This is a genomic window from Timonella senegalensis JC301, assembly GCF_000312125.1.
In the GTDB taxonomy this organism is placed as follows: Bacteria; Actinomycetota; Actinomycetes; order Actinomycetales; family Cellulomonadaceae; genus Timonella; species Timonella senegalensis.
The window spans coordinates 367,408-392,691 of the sequence record NZ_HE978642.1 but is presented as its reverse complement, the minus strand read 5'-3'; the positions used below and the strand labels follow the sequence as shown (position 1 = coordinate 392,691).

The window sequence follows — 25,284 nt, the reverse complement described above, 5'->3', positions numbered from 1 at the left end:
GGAAGTATGGAATGCGACAGTTCGGGCCGCCCGCGCCCAGGTTGACGCAACAGTGCACGGCGCCCGACCTGCGCCGTACAAGCTGCTGGAACTACTCGAGCTTGGCCCAGACACCTCACGCGACGAGGGCTTTGCCGCGGAGGACCGCGCACTCGAAGAACTCATCATGAGTGAGGAGTTCCGCGCCTCTATCTACGCTTTTCACTCCGTCAACGCCGCCAAGCGGCCAACCGGCGCACCGGACCCGAAGCTCGCCCAACCGATTACGCGGGTAGGCATTGTCGGTGCGGGCCTCATGGCTGCTCAACTCGCGTTCCTCTTCAGCCAGCGCCTCGGCGTGCCCGTTGTCATGCGCGACCTTGACCAAGAGCGCGTGGACAAGGGTCTCCAGTTCGTTGCCTCAACCGCCGAGAAGCTGGTGGCTGGCGGCAAGCTCAAGGCAGCGGTTGCCGACAAGATCGTTGCCGGCGTGCACGGCACAACGGAACTTGGCGAGTTTGCGCAATGCGACTTCATCATCGAGGCGGTCACGGAGATCCTTCCGCTGAAGAAGAAGGTGTTTGCGGAACTCGAGCAGGTCATCTCCCCCACCGCAATTCTGGCGACCAACACGTCAGCCCTGTCGGTCACGGAAATGGCGGCGGACCTCCAACACCCGCAGCGTGTCGTGGGACTGCACTTCTTCAACCCTGTTGCCCAGATGCCGCTCATCGAGGTCATTCATGCCGAGAAGACCACGGACGAGGCTCTCGCCACCGCATTCGCCGTTGCCAAGAAGCTTCGCAAGACGGCTGTACTTGCTGGCGACCGTCCCGGCTTTGTGGTCAACCGCCTGCTGATCCTGCTCATGGGCAAGATCGTGGAGGCAATCGAGAACGGCACAGACATTTCGGTGGCCGACCGAGCGCTCCGACCACTCGGGCTGCCCATGGGACCGTTCGCGCTCTTCGACCTCGTTGGCCCCGCCGTGGGCCTGCACGTGCTGACCTCCCTGCGCCAGGATCTCGGCGAACGCTTCCCCGCTTCCCCGGGCCTCGAGCAGGTCGTGGCCGAGGGCGCTCGAGTCTCCCTTCCACCCGTTGCGAAGGGTCTGCCCGCAGAGGTTGACCCCGCAGCGGCACGATTCTTTGGAAAGGAAACGGACGAGTCACAGCGCGAGTCTCTGACTGAGGACCAGGTCCTGGACCGCGTGCTCACTGCACTCACCACAGAGATCGGCATGATGCTCGACGAGGGCGTAGTCCAGACTCCAACCCAGATCGACGTCTGCATGATCCTGGGCGCCGGATGGTCCTTTGCCGCCGGTGGAATCACCCCGTACCTCGACCGCGCCGGATACTCGGAGAAGGTACTGGGCAAGCGATTCCACCCGCGGGGCATCGCGAGCGTGCCAGCGCACGACTGAGAACCACTGCAGGGTGGAACTTGCGCGAGATCCACCCTGCATTGCGCTGCAAAACACCTGTCACGACCAGCACTATTGCGATAATCTGAACCCGGTCAATTAGCTCAATAAGGGAGTCCCAGCGTGTCCTCTGTCTTCGGAATCTTCGTTGTATTACTCAGCCTCGCGGCCCTCGTGCTGTGGATCTGGGCTCTTGTCGACATCGTCAAGACGAACTTCACCGACAGCACTCAAAAACTGATCTGGGTCCTCGTCGTTCTGCTCGCCAGCTTCGTTGGCTCGATCCTATGGCTAGTCTGGGGACGGCACAACGTCCGCTAACTTGCGGAAACCTAGTAAGACCAAAAGGGCGAGGGCCGCAGCGTCAGCTGCGGCCCTCGCCCTTTCTCACAGAACCACCGCGCTACCGCCGGCGATGAACGCAAGCCCGGTGAATCGTCGAAAATCAGTAGACCTCGAGGCCCTTGGCGCGGAACTGCTCGCGAACCCGCTCCACGACATCCTTTGAGGGTGGCTCGGTCTCATCAAGTTCGTACTTGAGCCCGAGCGTGTTCCACTTGTCGCGGCCCATCTGGTGGAACGGCAGGACCTCGACCCTGGAGACTGCGCCCTTCCACCGTGCCACGATGTTGGCAACGTTTTCGACGTTGTCAACCGCGTCGGTCAGGCCTGGGACCACAACAAAACGAATCCAGATCTCCTTGCCGGCTGCCGCGAGGCGGTCACCAAAGTCGATCGTGGGTTGCAAGGCACGGCCGGTGACCTTCTTGTAGGTCTCCTCATCACCGGACTTGACGTCGAGTAGGACTAGGTCGATGTCCTCGAGCATCTCGTCGGTGCAGGCGGCGCCCAAGTAGCCCGAGGTGTCGATCGTGGTGTGAATGCCCATTTCCTTGGCGCCGTGGAGGATGGTTGCCGCAAAGCGAGGCTGCATGAGAACCTCACCACCGGAAATCGTGATTCCGCCACCCGTGGACTTGAACACCGAGCGATACCGCTTGATCTTCTTCAGCAGTTCATCGGACGTGACGGGCTCGCCGTCCTTCATCTTGAGGGTGTCGGGGTTGTGGCAGTAGATGCAACGCAGTGGGCAGCCGTTCAGGAAGATCGTCATCCTGGTGCCGGGGCCGTCCACAGACGTCACGAGCTCCCAGGAGTGTACCGAGCCGAGCGTGCCATTCTGCATCTGCTCGAGACGTTCCTCGCGGCTGACCTCGGCCTCTTCGATCCCAGACAGCCCCGCGCCCTTGGTGCGATGCTCTGGCGCCTCGAAACCCGAATCGCCAACCGAACCAATCGTCATGAGATCGGCGGCCTCCATAGCTTGGACCGACTGGGCCGACAGGGTCGCCCCGGCCAGCTCGGCCGACTGGGCTGTGCCCGATGCAAATTCTGCGCTCAACTAACTCATCCCCTCATGGTGTGCGGACACCGTGTGCGCCGCCATCTCGCTGGCGGCCTGCGTTTCCACCAGCAGTACCCGAGTGGGTACCAGTGGTAAAACCGGCGAAAGTACCGGAGATAGGGCAAGGGGCCGGACGCCGGCTGGCATCCGGCCCCTGTGACCTATCAGTGAATCAAGCTGATTCGTGGAACGTACGGGAGAGAACGTCCATCTGCTGCTCACGGGTGAGGCGAACGAAGTTCACCGCGTAGCCCGAAACGCGAACAGTCAGGTTTGGGTAGTTGTCTGGGTTCTCCATCGCGTCCACCAGCGTCTCCTTGTTCAGGACGTTGATGTTTGCGTGGAAGAGGCCCTTCTCTCCGCCTGCGTTCTCCTTGGAAGCAAGCATTGCCTCGCGACGCTCTTCAAAGCTCTTTGCGCTCATTTTCATTCCTACGATTCTTGTGTCAGGGAACAAATGGTGTGTGGTGCGGGTGCCGTGAATCAGCCGCGGAAGCCGAAGCCGGAGTCCAGGACGCCAACGAGGTTGGCTACCTGCTCTTCCTTGGTGCGACCCATGCCGGAAGGCGTGATCGTGTTTGTCAGCGAGATGCCGTCCAGCGCGGAGTCGTACGGGAGCTTTGCTACGGAGAGCATCGAGGCAACCATGCCGTGCGTGTCGCGGCCGTTCTCAGGGTTTGCACCTGGAGCGAATGGCTGTCCGGCCTCGTGTCCGCAAGGGAACGCTCCCGTTGCCTTTCCGTACACCACGTTCGAGGTGATGGTCAGGACCGACTGGGTTGGTACTGCGTCGCGGTACATCTTGATGGCCTTGATCTTCTCCATCACGGTGTGCACAACGGTTGCTGCGATCTCGTCGGCGCGGTCGTCGTCGTTGCCGTACAGAGGGAAGTCGCCTTCCGTCTTGTAGTCAACGATGAGTCCGGTCTCATCGCGGATCGGGGTGACCTTTGCGTACTTGATCGCGGAGAGTGAGTCAGCCACGATCGACAGTCCTGCAATACCGCAACCCATGGTGCGGACGATCTCTGGGTCGTGCAGGGCCATTTCCACGGCCTCGTACGCGTACTTGTCGTGTGCGTAGTGGATGATGTTGAGGGCCTCAACGTAGGTTCCAACTACCCAGTCGAGCATGAGCTCGTACTTTTCCCAGACGTCGTCAAAATCGAGTGGCTCGTCGCCCTGTACTGGCTCGTAGCCGGTGACGATCTGCTTGCCAGTAACCTCGTCGCGGCCACCGTTGATGGCGTAGAGGAGGGACTTGGCGGCGTTGACTCGAGCTCCGAAGAACTGCATCTGCTTGCCCACCTGCATTGGGGACACGCAGCAAGCGATTGCAGCGTCGTCGCCCCAGTGGTCACGGATCTGCTCGTCCGACTCGTACTGGATCGAGGAGGTCTCGATCGAGACGGCGGCGCACAGGTCCTTGTATCCCTGTGGCAGGTTCTCGTCCCAGAAGATGGTGATGTTTGGCTCTGGTGCTGGGCCCAGGTTACGCAGGGTCTGGAGCAGACGGTGCGAGGTCTTGGTGACCAGGGTACGGCCATCTTCACCGATTCCGGCGTCGGACCAGGTTGCCCAGTATGGGTCACCGGAGAAAATCTGATCGTAGTCGATGGTGCGCAGGAAGCGGACGATGCGCAGCTTGATGACGAGCGCGTCGATGATTTCCTGTGCTTCGGTCTCGGTCAGGGTGCCCTCGGCGAAGTCGCGTTCGGAGTACACGTCAAAGAAGGAGGAGAGGCGACCGATGGACATTGCTGCACCATCCTGCGACTTCACGGATGCCAGGTAACCGAAGTAGGTCCACTGGACGGCTTCCTTGAAGTTCGAGGCTGGACGCGACAGGTCAAAGCCGTAGAACTCACCAAGGCGCTTAAGCTTCTTGAGCGCCTTGATCTGCTCCGCGTGCTCCTCGCGGAAGCGTGCCCAGTGCTCGCTAAATGGCTGGTCTGCTACGGAGTCCTTATCCTTCATCTTCTCTGCGATGAGGAAGTCCAGGCCGTACAGCGCCACGCGGCGGTAGTCACCGATGATGCGGCCGCGGCCGTATGCATCTGGAAGACCGGTGATGATGTGGCTCGACCGTGCCGCACGGATGCGTGGCGTGTAGATGTCGAACACAGCGTCGTTGTGGGTCTTGCGGTACTGAGTGAAGATCTTCTTGACGTCGGCGTCTGGCTCCTTGCCAGCTTCCTTGATCGCGGTCTCCACCATGCGCCATCCACCGTTTGGCATCATTGCGCGCTTGAGTGGTACGTCGGTCTGAAGTCCAACACAGACGTCGTCGTCTTCGCTGATGTAGCCAGCTGGGAAGGCGTCGATGTCGGCTGGGGTCTTGGTGTCTACGTCGAAGACGCGCTGCTTGCGCTCAACGGACAGGTAGTTCTTCTCGAGTGCGTCCCACACCCGGAGGGTCTTTTCGGTGGGGCCCGCGAGGAAGCTCGAGTCACCCTCATATGGGGTGTAGTTACGCTGAATAAAGTCGCGCACGTCGATCAGGTCCTTCCATGGACCTTCTTCGAATCCACGCCATGCGGATGACTGAGTCATGGTGGCGTCGTTTTCTGTGGTTGTCATCGCCGTTTCCTCATTTTCTGATCTGGTTCGATCTTGCTTCCAGCCTATGAAGAAATTGATGGGATGAGTTGGGACCAAGGGCCCCGCAGAGCCGTTTTTGGTGTCTCCTCAGTCACATCCAATTGCGCGTTGATTGCGCAGGTCACAGGGGTGCACTTTTATTGTCAACGACCACGTTCCGCGTGCCAACACGCACGGCCGAGGGCCCCGAGAATTCATCCCCGGGGCCCTCAGTGTTTGGCTCTTATTCTCGACGATTCACGCCACTTACGCGTGCGGTGTTCGTTCCAGCACGAAGTCTGCGATGTGGTCTGCGGTGAGCCCGTATTTCTCGGTGACCTGGGCGCGCGATGCGTGGTCGAGGAACTCGACCGGGAGCCCAAGGTTGTAGGCCGGTGTCGTGTTGCCGGTTGCGTGTAGTTCTTCGCTCAAAAGGGCACCCACGCCGCCAGGCGCTAGGCCATCTTCAACCGTGAATACGACGTCCGCGAGCTCCGCCACCTTCTTGAGCGACGCCGGGATAGGCAGAACCCACAGTGGTGACACAACGGTGACGTTGTTGCCTTGCGCCGCTACCTTCTGTGCCGCCTCGATCGCGACGGGTGCCATGGATCCAATTCCGACAATGAGTACGCGTGGCGCACCAGGGGTACGGGTCGAGGCTTCATGTCCGTCAGGGCCGAACCGCGCGATAATGTCGAGGCCGTCTACCGTCTCGATCGCAGGGATCGGCTCCGCGAGCGCGCCCTTGGGGTAGCGCACCACAGACGGGGCGTCACTGATGGACACCGCCTTGTTGATGGCGGAGCGCAGGGTCGCCTCGTCGCGTGGAGCCGCGAGGTGCAGGCCTGGGACGATACGCATGAGCGCCATATCCCACATGCCGTTGTGGCTCGCACCGTCGTCTCCGGTGATGCCGGCACGGTCCAATACGAAGGTGACACCGGCCTTGTGCAGGGCAACGTCCATGAGGACCTGGTCGAACGCTCGGTTCAGGAACGTTGCGTACAGAGCCACCACAGGGTGCAGGCCAGCGAACGCCATACCAGCTGCCGAGGTCGCTGCGTGCTGTTCCGCAATTCCCACGTCAAAGGTACGCTCCGGGAAGGCCTTCTGGAACGGGGCAAGTCCCACGGGGTGCAACATCGCCGCGGTGATTGCCACGACGTCCTGTCGCTTGTGTCCGATCTTGACGATCTCGTCCGCGAACACGGAGGTCCAGCCGAAGCGTGATGGCGCCACAGGCAGTCCGGTCTCGGGGTGGATCTGTCCGACCGCATGGAAGCGGTCGGCGATGTCTTCCTCAGCTGGCTTGTAACCACGTCCCTTTTCTGTGATCACGTGGACAAGAACAGGGCCGCCGAACCGCTTGGCGGAGTTCAGCGCGTGCTCGAGCTCTTCGAGGTTGTGTCCGTCAATCGGGCCCAGGTACTTCAGACCGAGGTCCTCAAACCAGCCCTGCGGGCGGATGACGTTCTTGACGCCCTTCTTCAGACCGTGCAGTGCGTCGTATGCCATCTGGCCGGGGATGCCAAAGCGTGGAAGCGTCTTCTTGCCCCAGGACAGTACGCCCTCGTACTGCCGCGAGGTGCGCAGCGAGTCGAGGTGTTTGGCAAGCCCACCAATAGTTGGCGAGTATGAACGCCCGTTATCGTTCACAACCACAACGAGCTTGCGGTCTTCTCCCTCTGCAACGTTGTTGAGCGCCTCCCAGGCCATGCCGCCGGTCAGTGCGCCATCACCGATAACCGCCACAACGTGGCGATCGTCGAGTCCGCGCACTAGGTTTGCCTTGGCAATTCCATCAGCCCAGGACACCGCGGTCGAAGCGTGAGAGTTCTCTACGACGTCGTGCGCCGACTCAGCGCGGCTCGGGTAGCCGGACAGGCCGTCTCGCTTACGCAGGTCGGAGAAGTCGCGGCGCCCGGTGAGCAGCTTGTGAACGTACGACTGGTGCCCGGTGTCGAACACAAATGTGTCCTTTGGTGAGCTGAACACGCGGTGCATCGCGATGGTCAGTTCGACAACGCCGAGGTTTGGTCCAAGGTGTCCACCCGTCTGCGAAACGGATTGGACTAAGTAGTCGCGGATATCCTGTGCGAGCAGCTCTGCTTCACGCTCATCCAGCTTCTTTACGTCTGCCGGGGAGTTCACCTTCTCTAGGAAGCTCAACCGGTGCCCCTCTCTCATGTGCGCAGCAACAAAGGTCGCTGCGCCTAGAACTCATACCTATCCACTGTAGTTACTCAGTCTGTAATCTCCGAACTGAGAACAGCGTATTGGCCTAATTGATTCGGAATTGGGCCAGAACTCACACAGTTGCTTCGCGTTTGACCTCGAGCACTATCTCGCAGCGGATCGGAACGAGACCGCGCCTACCGTGCTCGTGGGGACAGCGTCATTTCCTTTCCGCCCACACGGCTGTGACAGAATTGTTCGGTGACTGCGAGCCAAGACTTCTTTATGTCGGACACCGACGCGGACCTCGTCCGACGACTCGTGGACTCGCAGTTCCCGCAGTATGGGCACCTTCCTATTGAGTACGCGGCAACCGGCTGGGACAACGTTATGTTCCGGATTGGCTCCGATTTAGCCGCCAGATTCCCCCGGCGCGAGGCCGCTCTCGAGCCCCAACGCAACGAGATCACGTGGCTCGGTACGGTCGCGCGGCCTCTAACAACAGGCTTTCCCGAGATCATTCACGTTGCCGAGTCCACGCACAGTTTTCCGTACCCCTGGACCATCACACGGTGGGTCCACGGGCTCCGCGCGATGTCCGTTGCGCCCCAAGACCGAACACCCGCCGCGTTCGAATTGGGCCGCCAGCTCGCGCTGCTGCATCAGCCTGCGCCGGAAGGCGCTCCCGTAAACCCCTACCGGGGCCTACCCCTTTCGTCCCGTGAGGACGTGTTGCTGCAGCGCATCAAGGACGCTCCCGAACTCGCCGAGTTGCTGCCCCTATGGAACGCCGCCATTGCCGCGCCCCCACCAGCAATGCCCCGCACGTGGTGCCACGGGGACATCCACCCCGGCAACTACGTTCTGGGCGCTGACCACACGCTTGCCGCACTCATCGACTTCGGCGATCTCACCTCCGGGGACCCGGCGGTGGACCTCGGTAACGCGTGGGCGTCCTTCGATGCGCAGGGGCGTGAGTTGTTCTTCGCCTCCTACCTCGAGAACTGCTCCCCCGCGCTCGCAGCCGACCCCGGACTGCTCCCCCGCGCTCGCGGCTGGGTCATCGCCACCACTATCGCGGCAGTTCTCACGTCGGACCTGTCCACTCCAGATTTCGTGCGCATGGCGCGCTGGGCAAAGGCCCAACTTCTCGACGATATGGCTGGGTGAGCGCACAGGTCCGGGTGGCAGCGCCCCGGCGAGTCCGCCCGCTGGGTCGGGCGATGGTGGTCAGTCGCCAGCAGGATCGTCGTAAATCTCCTTGACGTGCGCGTACGAGCGAGCGATCAGCTCGCGCAGCACGTCCTCATCCACCTGCGCGAGACGAGTGATGTAAAGGCAGGCCTTGGACGTCTTGTGCTTGCCGAGCCGGGCAAGCAACTCATCGGCACCCTCAAAGTCGAGCGCAACGTAAAGCACGAGATTCGCGCTGCGGGGCGAGAACCCGGCTGCTGCTGCGTCGCCCTCACGCCCAGATGCGTAGACGTAGTGGTAGCTATCGAACCCGATGATGCTCGGGCCCCACATGACCGGCTCGTGCCCCGTGATCTCGCGGTGCATCTCCAACAATCGCCACGCGTCTTCCCGGCGGGTGGCATTCTCCACGCGCTCGATGAAGTCCTCGGGCGACACGTCTGTGGGGGCGGTCTTGTTCTCGCTCATGAGGTCAAGTGTAGGGCCCGGCTTTCGCCGGGGCACGCTAGCCGCGAGCGCCGGCGTTCAGGTTTCCCGCTGCCACGGCCTGCCCGCTATGAGCAGACCGAACAACCGAACCACCGCTCCACACACAACAGTCAGCAGTGCGCCGGTCACTGCCCACTGCGGATTGATGAGCACGCCGCACAGGAAGAGCGCGGCGGCCGCGGCAACAGAAACCACGATGGTCCAGTGATACTTGTTCTTCCTCAGTAGCACGGCGTGGGCAAGGTATACAGCCGGGAGGACAACGGCCGCTCCTGCTACGGCTACCCACGCCCACGGCTCCGTAAATAGGGGCTCCAGGCTCAGGGCCTTGAAGAGGAGAATCACCCCGAGTGTCCCGAGTGCGCCAAAAGGGAAAACGATAGCGAGCGTCCGGACGTACTCCCCCACAACCGGCTGGCGTTGCTGCTGGGCGCGCTTCATCCAGATGAGAATCCGCGCGTTGAGCACCATCTCGATCGCCACCAAGATATAGGTCGCGTAAGTGAACGGAACCAGTGCAGCCGCGCCCAGGTAGAACGACAGCAGGTACTGCGGGATTGCAGTTGCGAGCGAGGCGATCGCGTCCCCCGCACCAACCTGCAGTCCCGACGTCATCGCCCGGTGCCAACCGTTGGCAGTTTCCCCAGGACCCGTGACCGGATGGGCCCGCTCAAGCCTGTGCGCGAGGCCCCTGTTACGAGCCAGCACGAACACACCTGACGCAAGAGCAGTTATGAACAGGGCCAGCACAAGGTTGCGCCACAGCACAAGCGCCAGCGCAGTCGGAATCAGGTATACCGCGGTCCTCTCGGCTGCCAGCGTGAGCACCGCGCGGTACTGGCCATGGCGTTGGAGCGTGAGTGCGTACAGGTCGCTCAGGACGTCGAGTGCCGTGAGTAGGCACACCAACGCGACTATCCCCAGCAGGTTAGGGGCCACAAACGCGGTCAGAACCCCGGTTGCAAGCGCCAGCGCTGTAGGAAAACAGCAGCGCACGCTCATAGCCTGACATTGCAAGTGGGACCTTCAAAGTGAAAAAGGTCGAGTTGATTCCGAGGCCCGTAAACACAAAGATCGGTGCGGCAATCGCCATTGCAAGGACATACTGTCCCGCCTGTTCTACACCCAAGAACAGGGTTATGAGGGAAACCGTAAGGAACTGGCCGCCCGTACGGATGATGGAGGCACCCACCAAGTATATGGAGTGCGGGCGCCGTCCTTGCAGAATCTGGCTACCGATCATAGCGGCGCCGTCGGATACCCAAGATCGCCAGATACTGGGCCCCAAGCCACGCGGACGAGTAGACCCAGCGGCGGATCAGGCCCACGCCCTGCTGGCGCGCGAGATCGCGTTGAGCACTCGTTATCTGCGTGAGAAACCTATCGCGGAGCCTTCCCGTTCGTGTGATCTGATTGCTATGAATCCGGTAGTCCACGAGTGCTTTAGCCACGACAAGCACGCGAGTGTGAGCAGCCAGCCGCAAGATCAACTCGTAGTCCTCCATTTGCGATAGATCCTCGCGGTAGCCGCCCTGTTGTTCCAATAGTTCTCTGCGAATCAGCACAGAGGAACTCACAACCTGATTTCGCTGGAACAGCTTTGCGGTGACGTCGGTGACTGTAGCGTCGGGGAAGGTGGCGTCGGTTGGCCTCATCGGTGGAGATATCGACGAACGTGCTTACTCCGACACGTTTGTCTGCCTCGAGGACGTTACGACTGCCCAGAACATTCGTTTACCAAGCTTCGAGAGGATACTACTCAAGCTTGGGGAGGTGCTTTAGCCCAGCCGCGTGAAACACAAGATCCGGCCTGCGGGTTTCAAAGAGTTCCAGAATCGCAGTGGCGTCTCGTATATCTGGCAGCACAACTTCACGAGTATCTAGAAGACCATTTCCCCGTACTTTGAGTTGGGTGTGCTGCAGCCCGGTCTCATCACGGTCCACCATGATGAGTTCCTGCGGATTGAACTTGCTCAGTTGTAGGCAAAGTTTCGAACCGATTGATCCGCCCGCTCCAGTGACCAGCACACGCCCGCCCGACACATAGCCGGCGATGTCCGCCACATGAGTTTCGACTTGCTTGCGCTGGATGAGTTCCTCAACGGGAACGTTACGAAGGGTGTTTGGAGCCGCAGACTTGGTGTAGAACAGAGCAGGTTTGAGGGTTGGGAAAAACCTCACGTCAAGGCCTGCCTTCTCTGCGGCAGCGAGTACATGCCTGTGAAGTTCGACGGACATATCCGACACTGCAATGAGGAGCACTTTGGCGCCGTGGAAGTTCGCAACCCTAGACAGATCGTGCAGGGTCCCGAGCACCGGTACCGTCCGAATGTAGCGATAGTGGTTCATGTCAGAGTCGTCGAGGGCCGCGACCGGGTGCATGGGCGAATCCGGGTCAGTCAGCAGTTGGTCATTGAGGTGCACAGCCAACGGGCCTGCACCAAACACAATCACGGGTTCGGCTACCTGCTGCTTCAGTACGGATTTTTCTTGTCGAGTTCGTGCAAGGTACCTAAACCCGGCCATCATAATGAGCGCCAAGGGAATCGAGATCGTAGTTGTCCCCCGAGAAATTCCGAGCGCAGGACCGACAAGGACCACAGGAAGGATTAAGCACCAGCCCACCATGAGAACTGTGACAGCGAGAACCTTAAGCTCTTCGAACGAGCCTCGAATATTGCCGACCCTATATAGATGCGCTCCGGTTCCGATAAGCCACTGTAGACATACCGCAAATGGCACGATAATGAATGCTCGCGCAGTGCTCGAGTGTTCTAGTTCAAACTCATGACGGATCATCTCTGCCAGCGGAATTGCTATAATCCAAGCTATTGCATCTTTTGCAAACTCCCTGCTTGAAATGTATTTAATAGGGAATTTTCTCCCGCGCCGGAGGCTCATTGATGACCTTTCGTCAGAGCACACACAACTCAGCACAACAGGAAGGGTCCTCTGAATCCCTAACTGATGCGGCTACGAAGAAGGTTTTGCGCCAGACACCCGGCAGGTACGCCTTCGTTTATGTGTGCGCCCGAAAAGTATTGCCACCTCGCAATACTGCGAACCGCACGTTCAAGACTGTTTTCGCACCGAAAGTTTCAGTTATTCTGCAAATTTTCAGGGGGATGGAAAAATGTGCGAATCATGATTCAGCTGGAACCGCGGAGTCCCTCCTAGGGGCTTGCGCACTTCTATGTGACCCAAGAAGTGCGCCATACCCAAAACGCACGACCTTTCTGCACTTAGTTGCAGCAGCTTTGAGGCCATTTTTCACGGCCGCAAGCCAAAGAACATCTAAGGTTGTGACACTACATGGTGTCTCACAACCCAACTTTCAATATGAAGCAGGGGGCTTCAGATTGAAGCAGGATGCAAATATCGGGGCCGCCCAACCGGGCGGCGATTGATACAAGTGGACGGAGAATAACTCGTGACGCTCCAGAGCATGAAGTCGACATGGGGAAACGGCAAGCATTTCCTCCAGTGCATTATTGATCGGAGTACTCAAAAATTGAAGGTTCCGAGCAGCCACTGTATCTGCGACTATTCGATAGTCCCAGAATGGGCCTGCGCTCGCAAGTGCTCACCCAATCGTGGTATCCTCTCGGGCCTCACTCCTATAGATCCGGCCAGAATTACGTAATTCTCGCAAAGCAAGTCCAATTCTCGAATTAATTCATGCATTGTTACAAATTCGTAAATCACCGATCCCGAGGTCGCGCGTTTCTGCCTCACAAACTCGCGAATGCCGTTTACCGCATCGGTCAGCACACCAGCCGGACAAGTGCCGCTGCAGTCGCACCGAGCACGATCACTACGAGGAATGGCGCGCGCATGACCAGCGCGATCACCGCAACCACGAGCGCCGCCAGCCGGGCGTCAACGTCGAGCCCCTGGCCTGTTGAGAAGGCGTTGGTCACCACGAGCGCCGCCAGCATCCCGATCGTGACAAAGTTGGCCATGGTCACCACCTTGGGGTTGTCAAAGAGCGACTCCGGCAGTAGGTACCCGAGTAGTTTCACTCCAAGGGAAAGGACACTCGCAAGAATCACCCAGAACCACATCGACACTAGGAGGCCTTTCCCGCGTTACGTGATTCGTGCTTGGAAGCTAGCGCCCAGCCTGCCGCAGCCGAGACCGCCGCCGCAAGGATGATGGGCACTCCGGCAGGCACCGCCGGAATCAGCATCAGGGTCACAAAGGCGCCAAGGACCGCAACTGCCGCATGGTCGCGGTTCTTGATTCGGGGCCACAGCAGGGCTACAAATGCAGCTACGGCCGCACCGTCCAGTCCCCAAGCTTGTGGGTCAACCCGCTCCCCTAGTTGTGTTCCCACAAAAGTGAAGGCGTTCCAGCACACAAACACTCCGATTCCAGTCCACCAGAAAGCAGTTCTCTGCTGGTCTGGTGAGTCCTGGAGGGTCGCCAACCCAGCGGACTCGTCGATGGTAACGTGAGCCGCCAGCAGTGTGGACCGAGCCGATGGGCGGACGCGCAGGTTCATTTGCGCGCCGTAAATTGCGTTTCGAGTGAAGAGTAGTGCCGCCGATCCGGTGGCTGCCGCTCCGGTCCCACCAGTAGCGAGCACGCCTATGAACGCGAACTGCGAGCCACCCGTGAACATAAGCAGGCTCAGCACCATGGCCTGCCACGTGTTCAGGCCTGCAGCAAGCGCGAGTGCACCAAAGGAAATCCCGTACAGGCCCGTGGCAAACGACAACGAGAGGCTTGCGGTCATCACCGGAGAGAACCGTTTACTCATGAAACTTAGGGTAACCGCGTCTATCGAGCGCCAGCTCGAGCGTCCACGGTCTGCCGCCCGCGCAGCGCTCGACGCTTCGTGCACGCAAGGAAAATAGCGGGTATCTCCGCGCCCGGACACTTAGACTGGTGCGGTTGCCTGCCGCATTCTGCGGCGGGCTGACCACCTACGAATTTTCGACGATTCTGCCGCAACTTCCAGCACCAAAGCCGGGTACCGGCTCTGATGCGTCGCTACCAGGCACACTGCGATAGGAAAGGACCAAGCCACATGGAACTGAACACACTGGCCGCAGGATCGATGATCCACGCACGTCCTGCCTGGCGCGGCCCTGTTTCGTGGGAGCGGCCCAGCGCAGAGTCCGAGTTTCTTGTAGATGGCCGTGCACTGTCACAGACGTTGTCTGACGACGTGTCCTTTGACTCGTGCACCGTGACCGTGCCGTTCGACCATGAGGAGATTGGTTCTCGGATAAATGACGTGACATACCTGCGCGAGGTGTTCGCGCGCAGGGGCCCGCACGATATCGTCCAATGGGCAGGCATTGCCGCACTCTTAGGCCAGTCGGACCAGTTTCCCTTGGGAAAATTACCGCTGTACACGTGCTGCGGGGACGAGCTCTGCGGCTATTTAGCAGTCACCGTCACGCAGTCGCCCGAAGCCATTGTGTGGTCTGACTTCGGCACCGTGTACCCCGAGTGGCCCGAGAAAGACGAGTTTCTGCTGGGTGACCGTTGGCTGTTCGAGCCTATTGCTCACCCTCTGCTTCTTTCGTTTGCCCCCGAGCAGTACCGCACTGTTCTGAGGGAGATGCTTACGCTCGAGAGCCAGCTTAACGATCACTCTTCTCAGGCCTACAGGACGCCGCGGAAGGTTGGGGCCCTCCGGTTTAGATTGTTCGCCGCGAAACGTGGCTTTGAGTTCTCCCATCCGGAGAAGTTCAGGCTGTCCGACGCACTGCACGAGGCCGATCCGCTGGGTCTGCAGTCATTTGGAGATGTCAGTTACGACTTCTACACCGCTCTTGAGCCCAACTTTTGGGCGTACGGGCGCAAGGACTTTGCGTCCGACCCTGCTCGCGCGCTGACGTACGCAATCGAACGTACGTTCCGCCGCCAGGTGTCGCCAGCCGCCATTGACCAAGCAGTCGCAGTTTTCGAGCGGCTCGGCGGCCTAGGCCGCTAGCCCCACCAAATAACTAAAGGCCCAGATTCTCTTGCATGCAAGAGAATCTGGGCCTTTAGCGTGTCCGCTAGCCAGCGAAGTCACCGCACACTTGCGACGCCCGCTGACACGGCTCTGCTACTTCTCAGTCAACGAGCGAGCGCAGCACGTACTGCAGGATTCCGCCGTTGCGGTAGTAGTCCGCTTCGCCTGGTGTGTCGATGCGAACGACCGCGTCGAACTCTACCGAGGTGCCGTCAGCCTTGGTGGCTGTTACCTTGACGGTTGCCGGGGTCGTGCCGTTGTTGAGTTCGGTCACGCCTGCAATGTCGAAGGTTTCGGTTCCGTCGAGGCCGAGCGAGTTTGCGGACTCACCAGCTGGGAACTGGAGTGGGAGGACACCCATTCCAATGAGGTTCGAGCGGTGGATACGCTCAAACGACTCGGTAATGACTGCCTTCACGCCGAGCAGTGCGGTTCCCTTTGCGGCCCAGTCACGGGACGATCCGGAACCGTACTCCTTGCCACCAAGGACAACGAGTGGGATACCCGCGCGCTGGTAGTCCTGTGAAGCGTCGTAAATGAACGACTGCTCACCGGTCAGGAAGTTGAACGTGTAGCCACCCTCAACGTCTGTGAGGAGCTGGTTGCGCAGACGGATGTTTGCGAACGTTCCACGGATCATGACCTCGTGGTTTCCACGGCGGGAGCCGTAGGAGTTGAAGTCACGGCGAGCCACACCGTTGGAGGTGAGGTATTCAGCAGCTGGGGTTCCCGGCTTGATCGCACCGGCAGGGCTGATGTGGTCGGTGGTGACCGAGTCGCCGAGCTTCGCAAGAACGCGAGCGCCCGAGATGTCGGTGACCGGTGCTGGGGTCTTGCCCATGCCCTCGAAGTAAGGGGGCTTACGCACGTAGGTGGACTCGCTGTCCCACTCGAAGGTGTTTCCAACAGGGGTTGGAAGCGCACGCCAGTGCTCGTCGCCAGCGAAGACGTCCGCGTAGTCCTTTTCGAACATGTCGCGGTCGATCGAGGAGTCGATCGTGGCCTGGACTTCTTCTGGGGTTGGCCAGATGTCCCTGAGGAACACTGGTGCGCCGGCCTGATCGAAGCCGAGTGGCTCGTGCTCGAAGTCGAACTCCATGGTTCCCGCAAGCGCGTACGCGATGACGAGCGGAGGGGACGCAAGGTAGTTCATCTTGACGTCAGGGTTGATGCGGCCTTCAAAGTTACGGTTACCGGAGAGGACCGAAACCACGGAGAGGTCGTGCTCGTTGACTGCTTCCGAGACCTTCTCGTCGAGTGGTCCAGAGTTACCGATGCAGGTGGTGCAACCGTATCCAACGAGGTGGAAGCCCAACGCCTCAAGGTATGGCCACATGCCAGCCTTGTTGTAGTAGTTGGTGACGACCTGCGAGCCGGGTGCCATTGAGGTCTTTACCCATGGCTTGGCGGTGAGGCCCTTTTCCACTGCCTTCTTTGCCACGAGCGCTGCCGCGAGCATGACCGAAGGGTTGGAGGTGTTGGTGCAGGAGGTGATCGACGCAATCGCGACAGCACCGTGGAAGAGCCCGAAGGACTTTCCGTTGGAGTCGGTTACGTTAATAACCTTGCGGCCTGGCGCGCTCTCGGCTGGCGCATCGGAAGCTGGGAAGGACTCTTCCGAAGCCTCGTCCTCGTGCGCAACTTCTGGTGCATAGTTTGGCAGGTCGCGGAGGAACTGCTCCTTAGCGTGGTCGAGCTGGATGCGGTCCTGTGGGCGCTTTGGTCCAGCGATCGATGGCACAACGGTGGAGAGGTCCAACTCGAGGTACTCGGAGAACTGTGGCTCAATGTAGGTGTCGGCCGAAGGATCGAGCCAGAGGCCCTGCTCCTTGGCATACGCCTCAACGAGTGCAATGGACTCCTCGGAGCGTCCAGTGAGGCGCAGGTAGTCGATGGTCACGCCATCGATTGGGAAGATCGCTGCGGTTGAGCCGAACTCCGGGCTCATGTTACCGATGGTGGCGCGGTTTGCGAGTGGCACCGAAGCCACACCCTCGCCGTAGAACTCAACGAACTTACCCACTACGCCGTGCTGGCGGAGCATCTGGGTGATGGTCAGAGCAACGTCGGTCGCGGTAACGCCCGATGGGATCTGGCCGGTGAGCTTGAATCCAACGACGCGTGGGATGAGCATGGAAACTGGCTGGCCGAGCATTGCGGCCTCGGCCTCGATGCCGCCGACGCCCCAGCCGAGCACACCGAGGCCGTTGACCATGGTGGTGTGCGAGTCAGTTCCAACGCAGGTGTCTGGGTATGCACGAAGCACGCCGCCGACCTCACGGGTCATGATGGTGCGAGCAAGATACTCAATGTTGACCTGGTGGACGATACCGGTGCCGGGTGGGACGACCTTGAAATCGTCGAATGCGGTCTGGCCCCAGCGCAGGAACTGGTAGCGCTCGCGGTTGCGCTCGTACTCAAGCTCTACGTTGCGGGCAAAGGCATCCGCACGGCCGGCGACGTCGATCTGGACCGAGTGATCGATGACGAGTTCTGCTGGTGCGAGCGGGTTGATGCGCTCTGGGTTTCCGCCGAGCTCTGCAACTGCTTCACGCATGGTTGCAAGGTCAACAACGCAAGGAACACCGGTGAAGTCCTGCATGATCACGCGTGCTGGCGTGAACTGGATTTCGGTGTTTGGCTGGGCGCTCGGGTCCCACTGTGCGATTGCCTGGATGTGCTCTGCGGTGATGTTTGCACCATCTTCGGTGCGGAGCAGGTTCTCTGCGAGGACCTTGAGGCTGTATGGAAGCTTCTCCATACCGGGCACTGCCGAGAGGCGGAAAATCTCGTACGAGGTGGTACCCACCTCGAGCGATCCCTTCGCACCAAACGTGTCGACGTTGCTCACGGACACTCCTTCGTTTAATAGCGAGTTCCTGATCGCCACCCTGACCGGGTGCTGCGATCAGCCTTGGGGCTGAACCCTGCGGGCTCTATCACTGGCTCACACTCAAGTCTGGTCCTCACCCACAGGGGCTGCAAGCAGACAACTAACTTGGTCTGTGACCAGTCACATCTTGATTCAACGTCAATCATACATGATTTATCTTGACGTCAAGATAAATCATGTCCGCGTTGCGTAAAGGCGATTGTGACGTCGAACCCACTCGCTCACCTGCGGCTCCGTTCGCTCCCCGTGCGCAACCACCAGTGCGCCTCCCAGGCGTGGACTACGCCGGGCGGTAGTTGGTGAACGCCTGCACGGTCAGCCAGGCCCCCGGTGCGTACGACTTGAACGTGGTCACGCGCCCGTTCGTGGTCAGCTGCACGCTGAGTACACCTGCATTGAGCACATAGCCCCAGCGCGACCCTTCGATCGCGAACTCAGGGTTGTACGGTTCGAAGAACAGCTCAATCTGCCGCTCCGGCCGCACCACTTTGAACATCTGGATCTGCATTCCCTCTGGCAGTTCCCCCTCAAAGTAGGTGGGCATGCCCACCTCCGGGTCGATTCCGTACTTGTGAACTGTTGGCCCGTTCGCTTGGCTCACGTTGGTTCCTTACATATTTACGACGATCGTGGGCACCTTCATAGCGCCTCTCACCTTCACACTATGCCTGCGCTGCGGCGGGCTACGCCGCCGAAGGTCCCAGTTCCCTAGAGTTCATGCGCGCGGACTTTCACCACCCGTGCTCCCACCTTTTGCGGTGGTCAAACCGTACTCTGTTGCTTAACAGGCATATAGCACGACCCACTCTTTCCCATACCTGAGGGAGCTCTGCATGGTCACCACTGCACTGATTACTGCGCTTGTCATTCTCGGCGCTTTGACAATCTTTCAGGCGCTTCTCGTCTTTGACCGCCCTCTGGGTGAGTACGTGTGGGGAGGAAAGCACAAGGTGCTGCCCGAAGATCTCGAGTTCTGGAGCGTCGTTTCGATCGCTGCCTATGTGCTATTTGCGATCCTCTTGTGGCGACGCGCCCATGTACTCGATAACTCGTATCACCCCTTCATCGTGATCTCGGTGTGGGTGTTCTTTGCCTTGGTCGTCATCAGCATCATGCTGACGGCATTTTCCCCGAGCCGCAAGGAGCGCGTCGTGATGACCCCCGTGTGCGCGGTACTCGCCGTCGCTACCTTCATCGTGGCCATCAGTTAAGCCCTACCCAGCATCTAAATCGAGCGCTGCTGATGCGTCGGCGCCACAACCAAAGAGGACGTTTCCGCAGGTGCGGAAACGTCCTCTTTTCTGATGCTTTTACGGCGAAGTTACGCCTTGACCAGCAGCGCGACACACTCTACGTGATGCGTCATCGGGAAGAGGTCGAACGCACGCAAATCGCCAAGTTCGTAGCCGAGTTCTGCAAAGTACTTGATGTCGCGGGCGAGAGCCGCGGGATCGCATGCCACGTAGACGACGCGCTGCGGCTCGAGCGCTGCAACAGCCTCGACAACCACCTTGCCGGCACCGGCGCGGGGTGGGTCCATGACTACAACGTCCGCACCAGCCATCGCACCGTGGTCGCCGTCAGCCAAAACCTTGACAACGTCACCCACGTGGACCTCAGCCTGCGGGAAGGAATGTAGGTTGCGGCGGGCATCTCGGCACGCGCGCTCGTCGCCTTCAATCGAGATGACTCGTCCGACCTCACCTACTGCGTGCGCGAACGGAACGGAGAACAGGCCGGCACCCGAGAAAAGGTCAACCACGGTGGCGTCTTCAAGGTCGAGCTCGCCGTCTCCGCGGGACATGTCAAGGACAGTCTGCGCGAGCAGTGCTGGAGCCTCGCGGTGGACCTGCCAGAAGCCCTTAGCTGCGACCTGATAGGTGTGTTCGACGCCGTCAACCACCACAGTCTCGGAGACGTTGCGCTTGGCATTCGGGCGCACATCCGCTTGGCCCTTGCGCTCTGGTTCGCCGTTGATGAGTACAACACCCTGGCTGCCGTTGGCCGGGGCCACGATCTCCAGTTGCGCACCAGGTTCCCAGTTTCCATCGAAAATTCGGTGTTCGGCAGCAAGCTCGAGGGCCGCAGCAGATGCCAAAGGCATCGTCTTAAGTGGCTTGATGTCATGCGAACGGAAGCCGCGCATGCCAGCGCGACCCTTATCGTCGACAATCAGGTCAAAGCGTGTACGCCAGCCGAGGCCACCGGCCTCGTCGTCGCCGGGCGCTGCCTCAACGGTGACCTTGCGATCCAGACCAGCCAAGCGCGACAGCTGCTCCTCCACCACAGAAGACTTCCACGCGCGCTGGCCAGCCAACGAAACGTGGCTCAGTTCGCCGCCACCCACGCCGTCAGGACCTGCGGCGGGCCAAGCAGCCCGCACACGGTCGGCGCTGGGCTCGATAACGCTGACGGCATCCGCGCGCCAGAACTTTGACTTCTCACCCTGGTCAGTGAAACGGGCCAGCACACGCTCACCAGGCAGAGCGTGGCGCACGAACACGACACGGCCATCAAGGCGGGCTACGCAGTGACCACCGTGCGCGACGGGACCAATTTCGAGTTCTACGAGGTCCTCGGCGCGTGGAGCGGCGGAGTTCTGGGGCTGGGCTTCAGTATTCACCTAACCATTATCGCAAGGTAGTCGGTGAAAAAGGTGGCCAGTGTGCGTGCCGTTCGGCACAGAAACCCATGTGACGTCTTCTAACGCTTGCGGTCTTCCATCGCCGGCGGCTGGCCTGACTGCGGGAAGTACGTGGTCTCCACGCCGTGTCCTTGAGAGGACGACAGCTGCCACGGAACTGAGGACACTACAACACCCGGGGTAAACAGGAGCCGGGACTTCAGGCGTATCGCACTCTGGTTGTGCAGAAGTTGCTCCCACCAGTGGCCCACGACGTATTCGGGCACGTAGACCACGACAAGGTCCCGCGGACTCTGACGGCGTACAGAACGAACATATGACAGCACGGGTCGCGTGATCTCGCGGAACGGCGAGTTCAAGACCCGGAGCGGGACCGGAACGTCCATCTTTTGCCACTCCGCTTGGAGGGTCGCAATCTCATTCTCGTCAACGCCCACCGTCACGGCCTCGAGCACGCTGGGTCGGGTTGCACGGGCGTAGGAAACTGCGCGCATGGTGGGCTTGTGGATCCTGGAGACCAAAACGATAGCGTGAACGCGGCTCGGAAGTGCACGTGCCGCGGCAAGGTCGTCACCGAGCGCGAGCTCCTCGATGACCGAGTCGTAGTGCTTGCGGATTGAGCGCATGAGAAGAAACAGCAGTGCCATGATGAGGAGCGTAATCCAGGCGCCGTGCGTGAACTTGGTGATCAGAACAACGATCAGGACCGTGCCGGTGAGCAGGAAGCCGATGACGTTGATGACGCGGGAACGACGCATGGAGGAGCGTTCACGCGGATCTGATGCCTTACGGAGTTTGCCCGTCCAGTGGCGAACCATTCCGAGTTGGGACAGCGTGAACGAGATGAACACACCCACGATGTAGAGCTGAATCAGCTTTGTGACCTGCGCGTCAAAGACCCAGATTAGAACGATCGCACCCGTCGCGAGAGTCATGATGCCGTTGGAGAATGCAAGCCTGTCACCGCGCGTGTGCATCTGGCGGGGCAGGTAGCCGTCACGGGCCAGGATCGAACCGAGAATCGGGAAGCCATTGAATGCGGTGTTCGCAGCGAGCATCAGAATCAATCCGGTCACAGCGGAAACGAGCATGAACAGCCACGGAGCCCCCGAAAAGATGACCTCTGCGAGTTGGGAGATCACCGGGTGCTGTACGTAGTCATCCGGTATTGCGCCTCCCGACACCGTGCGCAGCTGCTCCGCTGGGTTCTCCGCGTACTTGACGCCAGTTTCCATGGCTAGTAAAAGGATCACGGTGAGCATCGACGCCGAGATTGTTCCGAGCATGAGAAGGGTCGTCGCCGCATTGCGGGACTTGGGGCGCTTGAACGATGGCACGCCATTGGAAATAGCCTCAACACCGGTTAGCGCGGCACATCCGGACGCGAACGCTCGGGCGAACAAGAGCGCTCCCCCAAGCCCCACAAGGCCCTGGTCGTAGGCCTCGGAGGTCGTGAGCACAAATCCAGCGCTCTCAGCTTCACCGAGAGAACCTGTCAGGTACTGGAAGAACCCGAACATCGCCATGAGGCCGATGGCACCCATGAACATATACACGGGGATTGCAAATGCCTTACCGGACTCCTTGACTCCGCGAAGGTTCATGAACGTCAAAAACACCACGACAGAGATCGCTACGATTACCTCGCTGCCACGTAGCGCCGGAAACACAGAGGCCACGTACTGAGAGGCGGAGGAGATCGACACGGCAACGGTGAGGACATAGTCCACAAGTAGCGCCGACGCCACGGCGAGCCCGGCGTTCTTGCCAAGGTTTTCGGTGACCACCTCATAGTCCCCACCTCCCGATGGGTATGCGTGGACGTTCTGCCGGTAGGAGGCAACGACCACCACAAGTACCAGAACAACCGCAAGCCCCACCCACGGCGTCCAGATCGTTCCCGCAACGCCTGCTAGCGCGAGGGTGAGGAGAATTTCATCCGGCGCATAGGCAACGGAGGAAAGCGCATCGGAAGCAAAGATGGGCAGTGCTAGACGCTTGGGCAACAGCGTGTGCCCAAGCCTCTCACTGCTCATTGGTTTTCCGAGCAGGAGCCGTTTGGCGGCATCGGTAATGTCGGTCACGTCTGCCGATACTACGCCTAGATAGCATTTTGCGTTATCCCAAACGCCTAGTTGGGTGTAGCGTTTCGGCTGTGCACTTCATCATCATGGGATGCGGACGCGTGGGTGCCACGCTCGCCCAGTCACTCGAAAATTATGGACACTCGGTCGCCGTAGTCGATCAGAATCCCGATTCCTTCAGGCGTTTGAGCCCCGAGTTCGGTGGCAAGAAAGTCACGGGCATCGGCTTTGACCGGGACACACTGATCCAAGCCGGAATCGACGAATGCTACGCGTTCGCCGCCGTTTCGGATGGCGATAACTCGAACATCCTTGCCGCGCGCGTCGCGCGCGAGAAGTTCGGCGTAGAGCACGTGGTCGCGCGTATCTATGACACCCAGCGTGCGGAGATCTATCAGCGACTAGGCATCTCCACTGTAGCTACGGTCCGGTGGACCTCGGACCAGGTTCTGCGCCGCATGCTCCCTCTTGGCGCCACTGACGAGTATCGCGACCCCTCCGGAAACGTCCGGTTGTGCCAGATTGACGTGCACCCCGGATGGTACGGGCGCTCCGTCGGCGCCGTTGACCGCATCACTGGCGCGCGCACGGCCTTTGTTTCTCGGTACGGTACCGGCCAACTGGTTGATTCCGGTTCGGTCCTGCAGGAGGGCGATATCGTGCACCTCCTCGTGCACGCAGCGAGCGTCAGCACGGTTGAACGCATTCTTACGCACGAGCCACAGCCGGAGGAAGACTAATGAAGGTTGTCGTCGCTGGCGCAGGCTCGGTAGGCCGTTCCATTGCGCGCGAACTCCTAGTGAATGACCACGAGGTCACAATCATTGACCGTCAACCTTCCGCAATGCGCGTGGCGCAGGTACCGGAGGCAGACTGGCTACTCGCTGACGCGTGTGAACTATCGACGATGGACGAGGCTCAGGTTGGTGAGTGCGACGTCATCGTTGCGGCAACCGGTGATGACAAGGCAAATCTTGTCATCTCGCTTTTGGCCAAGACTGAGTTCGGTGTGCCTCGCGTGGTTGCGCGTGTCAATAACCCCAAGAACGAGTGGATGTTCGACGACTCGTGGGGTGTGGACGTTGCTGTGTCGACGCCTCGCATCATGACGGCGATGGTCGAGGAAGCCGTGGCCGTTGGTGACCTGGTCAAGATCTTTACTTTCCACCAGTCCGGCGCGGACATTCTAGAGTTCACTATTCCGGGGAGCTCGCACCTCATCGGACTGACCGTGGGTGAGTGCGAGTGGCCACAAGACACAGTCCTTGCCGCGATTGTCCGCGGTGACCAGCCACTTTCACCTCAGGACGATGACACGCTCGAAGCCGGCGACGAACTGCTGTTCGTGACGGGCTCTGAGGTCAATCTTGAGGCGCTGCAGAAACTGCTGGCTGGCGAATAATTCGCCAGGACAGCCACAGTACGAGCGCAAAGAGCGGCAGCCCCATAATTAGCCTGGCCGTTCCGAGCGCCGCTACCGCTGACTCCCCCGCCAGATAGAGCGGCCCCTGCACGATCAATCGGGCCGCGAACATCGCGACCCAGATCCAAGTCACTACGGTGTACCTATGCATGAGGTCGGCATCCTTGCGCCACGCAGTTGGCCAGACCAGTGCGGGCTGGTCCGTGCTTTCGTCACTGATTTTCGACGATTGAGCGGCTTCCAGCCCCTCCGCGCCTTCAATTGCCGCGGAGTTGGTCGAGGCGTCCTCTGCCGGGCTTTCTTTCGAGCTTGAGGTAGCACCAAGCCCCGACTGCAGGATCTCCACCATGACCCCAACGCCCGGCCACTTCACCACGTTGGAGAGGGCAAGGACAACGAGGTACGCGATGTTGACCAGAAGGCCCCAGACGTAGAAGTCCGAGGCGTCTCCTGAGCGCCATGCCACGAAGAGCCCGATTGCCACGCCGAAGATGCCTGAGAACGCCATGGTCACGGGGGTGCGCTGGATGAGCCGCAGGACTACGAGCAAGACCGCCACCGAGAGCGAGGAGATGAGCGCTGGGGTCAAGTTTCCCGTGGTCACGTACACCACGAGGTAGATCAGCCCCGGTGCGATTGCCTCGACCAGTCCTCGGACTCCGCCTACGGAGTCAAGCATGTCAAAGTCCTGTGCTGTCAGGGACTTGACGCCCCTGGCGGTGTTCTCCTGCGGGGAACGTTCTGATTCCACGATGGGCTCCGGGCTTCTCATGACGCGGGCGTCCTGGTTGGTGGTGGTAAGGCGAAAAAGTTACTGGCTGTCGCCTGGTTTCGCCCGCAACTCATACATCGGGTTGTACATGATCGGCTGCCCGCCGTCGATGGTGACGAGTCCAGTGACCGTAAGCCGTGATCCCGGTTCAATCCCTGCGATCTTCCGCCGTCCCAGCCAAATGAGCGCCATGGAACCTGTGCCATCGTAGAGCTCAGCTACGAGCACAGTGCGGTGACGTGAGGG

23 protein-coding genes are annotated in these 25,284 nt (G+C 60.1%); 7 read left to right on the top strand and 16 right to left on the bottom strand.

Features of this window, described 5'->3' with window-relative positions:
- Both HGSM_RS06260 and HGSM_RS06255 read left to right on the top strand, forming a co-directional pair.
- On the top strand, positions 1-1,405 hold a 1,405-nt coding region (locus HGSM_RS06260), incomplete at its 5' end, for a 3-hydroxyacyl-CoA dehydrogenase (RefSeq protein WP_230197505.1).
- Positions 1,406-1,528: 123 nt separating this feature from the next.
- Positions 1,529-1,726 (top strand): PLD nuclease N-terminal domain-containing protein, encoded by a 198-nt coding sequence (locus HGSM_RS06255; protein WP_019147894.1) that lies wholly within the window; start codon positions 1,529-1,531, stop codon positions 1,724-1,726.
- A 124-nt stretch (positions 1,727-1,850) separates the two neighbouring features.
- Here HGSM_RS06255 and pflA read toward each other — a convergent pair whose 3' ends face one another.
- From pflA to dxs, 4 genes are all read right to left on the bottom strand, one after another.
- Complete coding sequence (gene pflA, locus HGSM_RS06250) at positions 1,851-2,708, bottom strand: pyruvate formate-lyase-activating protein (protein WP_040594803.1); 858 nt, start codon at positions 2,706-2,708, stop codon at positions 1,851-1,853.
- A 274-nt stretch (positions 2,709-2,982) separates the two neighbouring features.
- Complete coding sequence (gene grcA2, locus HGSM_RS14945; RefSeq protein WP_376780679.1) at positions 2,983-3,240, bottom strand: autonomous glycyl radical cofactor GrcA2; 258 nt, start codon at positions 3,238-3,240, stop codon at positions 2,983-2,985.
- Positions 3,241-3,293: 53 nt separating this feature from the next.
- Complete coding sequence (gene pflB / locus HGSM_RS06240) at positions 3,294-5,390, bottom strand: formate C-acetyltransferase (RefSeq protein ID WP_019147891.1); 2,097 nt, start codon at positions 5,388-5,390, stop codon at positions 3,294-3,296.
- A gap of 267 nt (positions 5,391-5,657) precedes the next feature.
- A complete protein-coding gene (dxs, locus tag HGSM_RS06235) occupies positions 5,658-7,562 on the bottom strand; it encodes a 1-deoxy-D-xylulose-5-phosphate synthase (RefSeq protein WP_019147890.1) in 1,905 nt (634 codons plus the stop codon).
- Between the two features lie 267 nt (positions 7,563-7,829).
- Here dxs and HGSM_RS06230 point away from each other — a divergent pair, with 267 nt between their 5' ends.
- Complete coding sequence (locus HGSM_RS06230) at positions 7,830-8,738, top strand: phosphotransferase (RefSeq protein ID WP_019147889.1); 909 nt, start codon at positions 7,830-7,832, stop codon at positions 8,736-8,738.
- A 60-nt stretch (positions 8,739-8,798) separates the two neighbouring features.
- On the opposite strand, the gene HGSM_RS06225 is transcribed toward HGSM_RS06230, so the two are convergent.
- The 6 genes from HGSM_RS06225 to HGSM_RS06195 form a co-directional block, all read right to left on the bottom strand.
- Positions 8,799-9,230 carry a DUF1801 domain-containing protein gene (locus tag HGSM_RS06225; protein ID WP_019147888.1) on the bottom strand — a complete coding sequence of 144 codons (432 nt, stop codon included), beginning with the start codon at positions 9,228-9,230 and terminating at the stop codon, positions 8,799-8,801.
- A 57-nt stretch (positions 9,231-9,287) separates the two neighbouring features.
- The gene (locus HGSM_RS06220; RefSeq protein WP_154646262.1) at positions 9,288-10,253 is read right to left on the bottom strand and encodes a hypothetical protein; all 966 of its coding nucleotides are present in this window, start codon (positions 10,251-10,253) and stop codon (positions 9,288-9,290) included.
- 230 nt (positions 10,254-10,483) lie between these two features.
- Positions 10,484-10,906 carry a glycosyltransferase family 2 protein gene (locus HGSM_RS13675; protein ID WP_019147885.1) on the bottom strand — a complete coding sequence of 141 codons (423 nt, stop codon included), beginning with the start codon at positions 10,904-10,906 and terminating at the stop codon, positions 10,484-10,486.
- A 100-nt stretch (positions 10,907-11,006) separates the two neighbouring features.
- Positions 11,007-12,050: a polysaccharide biosynthesis protein gene (locus HGSM_RS06205; protein WP_195891352.1), complete on the bottom strand. Its 1,044-nt coding sequence runs from the start codon at positions 12,048-12,050 to the stop codon at positions 11,007-11,009.
- Positions 12,051-13,015: 965 nt separating this feature from the next.
- Positions 13,016-13,315, bottom strand: a complete 300-nt coding sequence (locus HGSM_RS06200; RefSeq protein WP_326550023.1) for an AzlD domain-containing protein — start codon at positions 13,313-13,315, stop codon at positions 13,016-13,018.
- A gap of 5 nt (positions 13,316-13,320) precedes the next feature.
- Entirely contained in the window at positions 13,321-14,013 is a 693-nt protein-coding gene (locus HGSM_RS06195; RefSeq protein WP_081581355.1) for an AzlC family ABC transporter permease, read from the bottom strand.
- A 270-nt stretch (positions 14,014-14,283) separates the two neighbouring features.
- On the opposite strand from HGSM_RS06195, the gene HGSM_RS06190 reads away from it, so the two are divergent.
- Positions 14,284-15,198, top strand: coding sequence for a hypothetical protein (locus tag HGSM_RS06190; RefSeq protein WP_019147881.1), 915 nt, complete (start codon positions 14,284-14,286; stop codon positions 15,196-15,198).
- A 124-nt stretch (positions 15,199-15,322) separates the two neighbouring features.
- On the opposite strand, the gene acnA is transcribed toward HGSM_RS06190, so the two are convergent.
- Both acnA and HGSM_RS06180 read right to left on the bottom strand, forming a co-directional pair.
- The gene (acnA, locus tag HGSM_RS06185) at positions 15,323-18,073 is read right to left on the bottom strand and encodes an aconitate hydratase AcnA (RefSeq protein ID WP_019147880.1); all 2,751 of its coding nucleotides are present in this window, start codon (positions 18,071-18,073) and stop codon (positions 15,323-15,325) included.
- 322 nt (positions 18,074-18,395) lie between these two features.
- Entirely contained in the window at positions 18,396-18,716 is a 321-nt protein-coding gene (locus HGSM_RS06180; protein ID WP_019147879.1) for a hypothetical protein, read from the bottom strand.
- A gap of 232 nt (positions 18,717-18,948) precedes the next feature.
- Here HGSM_RS06180 and HGSM_RS06175 point away from each other — a divergent pair, with 232 nt between their 5' ends.
- Positions 18,949-19,326 carry a hypothetical protein gene (locus HGSM_RS06175; protein ID WP_019147878.1) on the top strand — a complete coding sequence of 126 codons (378 nt, stop codon included), beginning with the start codon at positions 18,949-18,951 and terminating at the stop codon, positions 19,324-19,326.
- Between the two features lie 110 nt (positions 19,327-19,436).
- On the opposite strand, the gene HGSM_RS06170 is transcribed toward HGSM_RS06175, so the two are convergent.
- Positions 19,437-20,738 carry a class I SAM-dependent RNA methyltransferase gene (locus tag HGSM_RS06170; RefSeq protein ID WP_019147877.1) on the bottom strand — a complete coding sequence of 434 codons (1,302 nt, stop codon included), beginning with the start codon at positions 20,736-20,738 and terminating at the stop codon, positions 19,437-19,439.
- Positions 20,739-20,818: 80 nt separating this feature from the next.
- Positions 20,819-22,843, bottom strand: a complete 2,025-nt coding sequence (locus tag HGSM_RS06165; protein WP_040594693.1) for an APC family permease — start codon at positions 22,841-22,843, stop codon at positions 20,819-20,821.
- Positions 22,844-22,929: 86 nt separating this feature from the next.
- Here HGSM_RS06165 and HGSM_RS06160 point away from each other — a divergent pair, with 86 nt between their 5' ends.
- Entirely contained in the window at positions 22,930-23,583 is a 654-nt protein-coding gene (locus HGSM_RS06160; RefSeq protein ID WP_040594799.1) for a potassium channel family protein, read from the top strand.
- A complete protein-coding gene (locus tag HGSM_RS06155) occupies positions 23,583-24,245 on the top strand; it encodes a potassium channel family protein (protein ID WP_019147874.1) in 663 nt (220 codons plus the stop codon). The genes HGSM_RS06160 and HGSM_RS06155 overlap by 1 nt, the downstream gene beginning before the upstream one ends.
- On the opposite strand, the gene HGSM_RS06150 is transcribed toward HGSM_RS06155, so the two are convergent.
- Both HGSM_RS06150 and HGSM_RS06145 read right to left on the bottom strand, forming a co-directional pair.
- A complete protein-coding gene (locus tag HGSM_RS06150; protein ID WP_019147873.1) occupies positions 24,205-25,017 on the bottom strand; it encodes a DUF3159 domain-containing protein in 813 nt (270 codons plus the stop codon). The genes HGSM_RS06155 and HGSM_RS06150 overlap by 41 nt on opposite strands.
- Before the next feature lie 60 nt (positions 25,018-25,077).
- A partial coding sequence (locus HGSM_RS06145) for an OB-fold nucleic acid binding domain-containing protein (RefSeq protein ID WP_019147872.1) occupies positions 25,078-25,284 on the bottom strand: 207 nt, incomplete at its 5' end.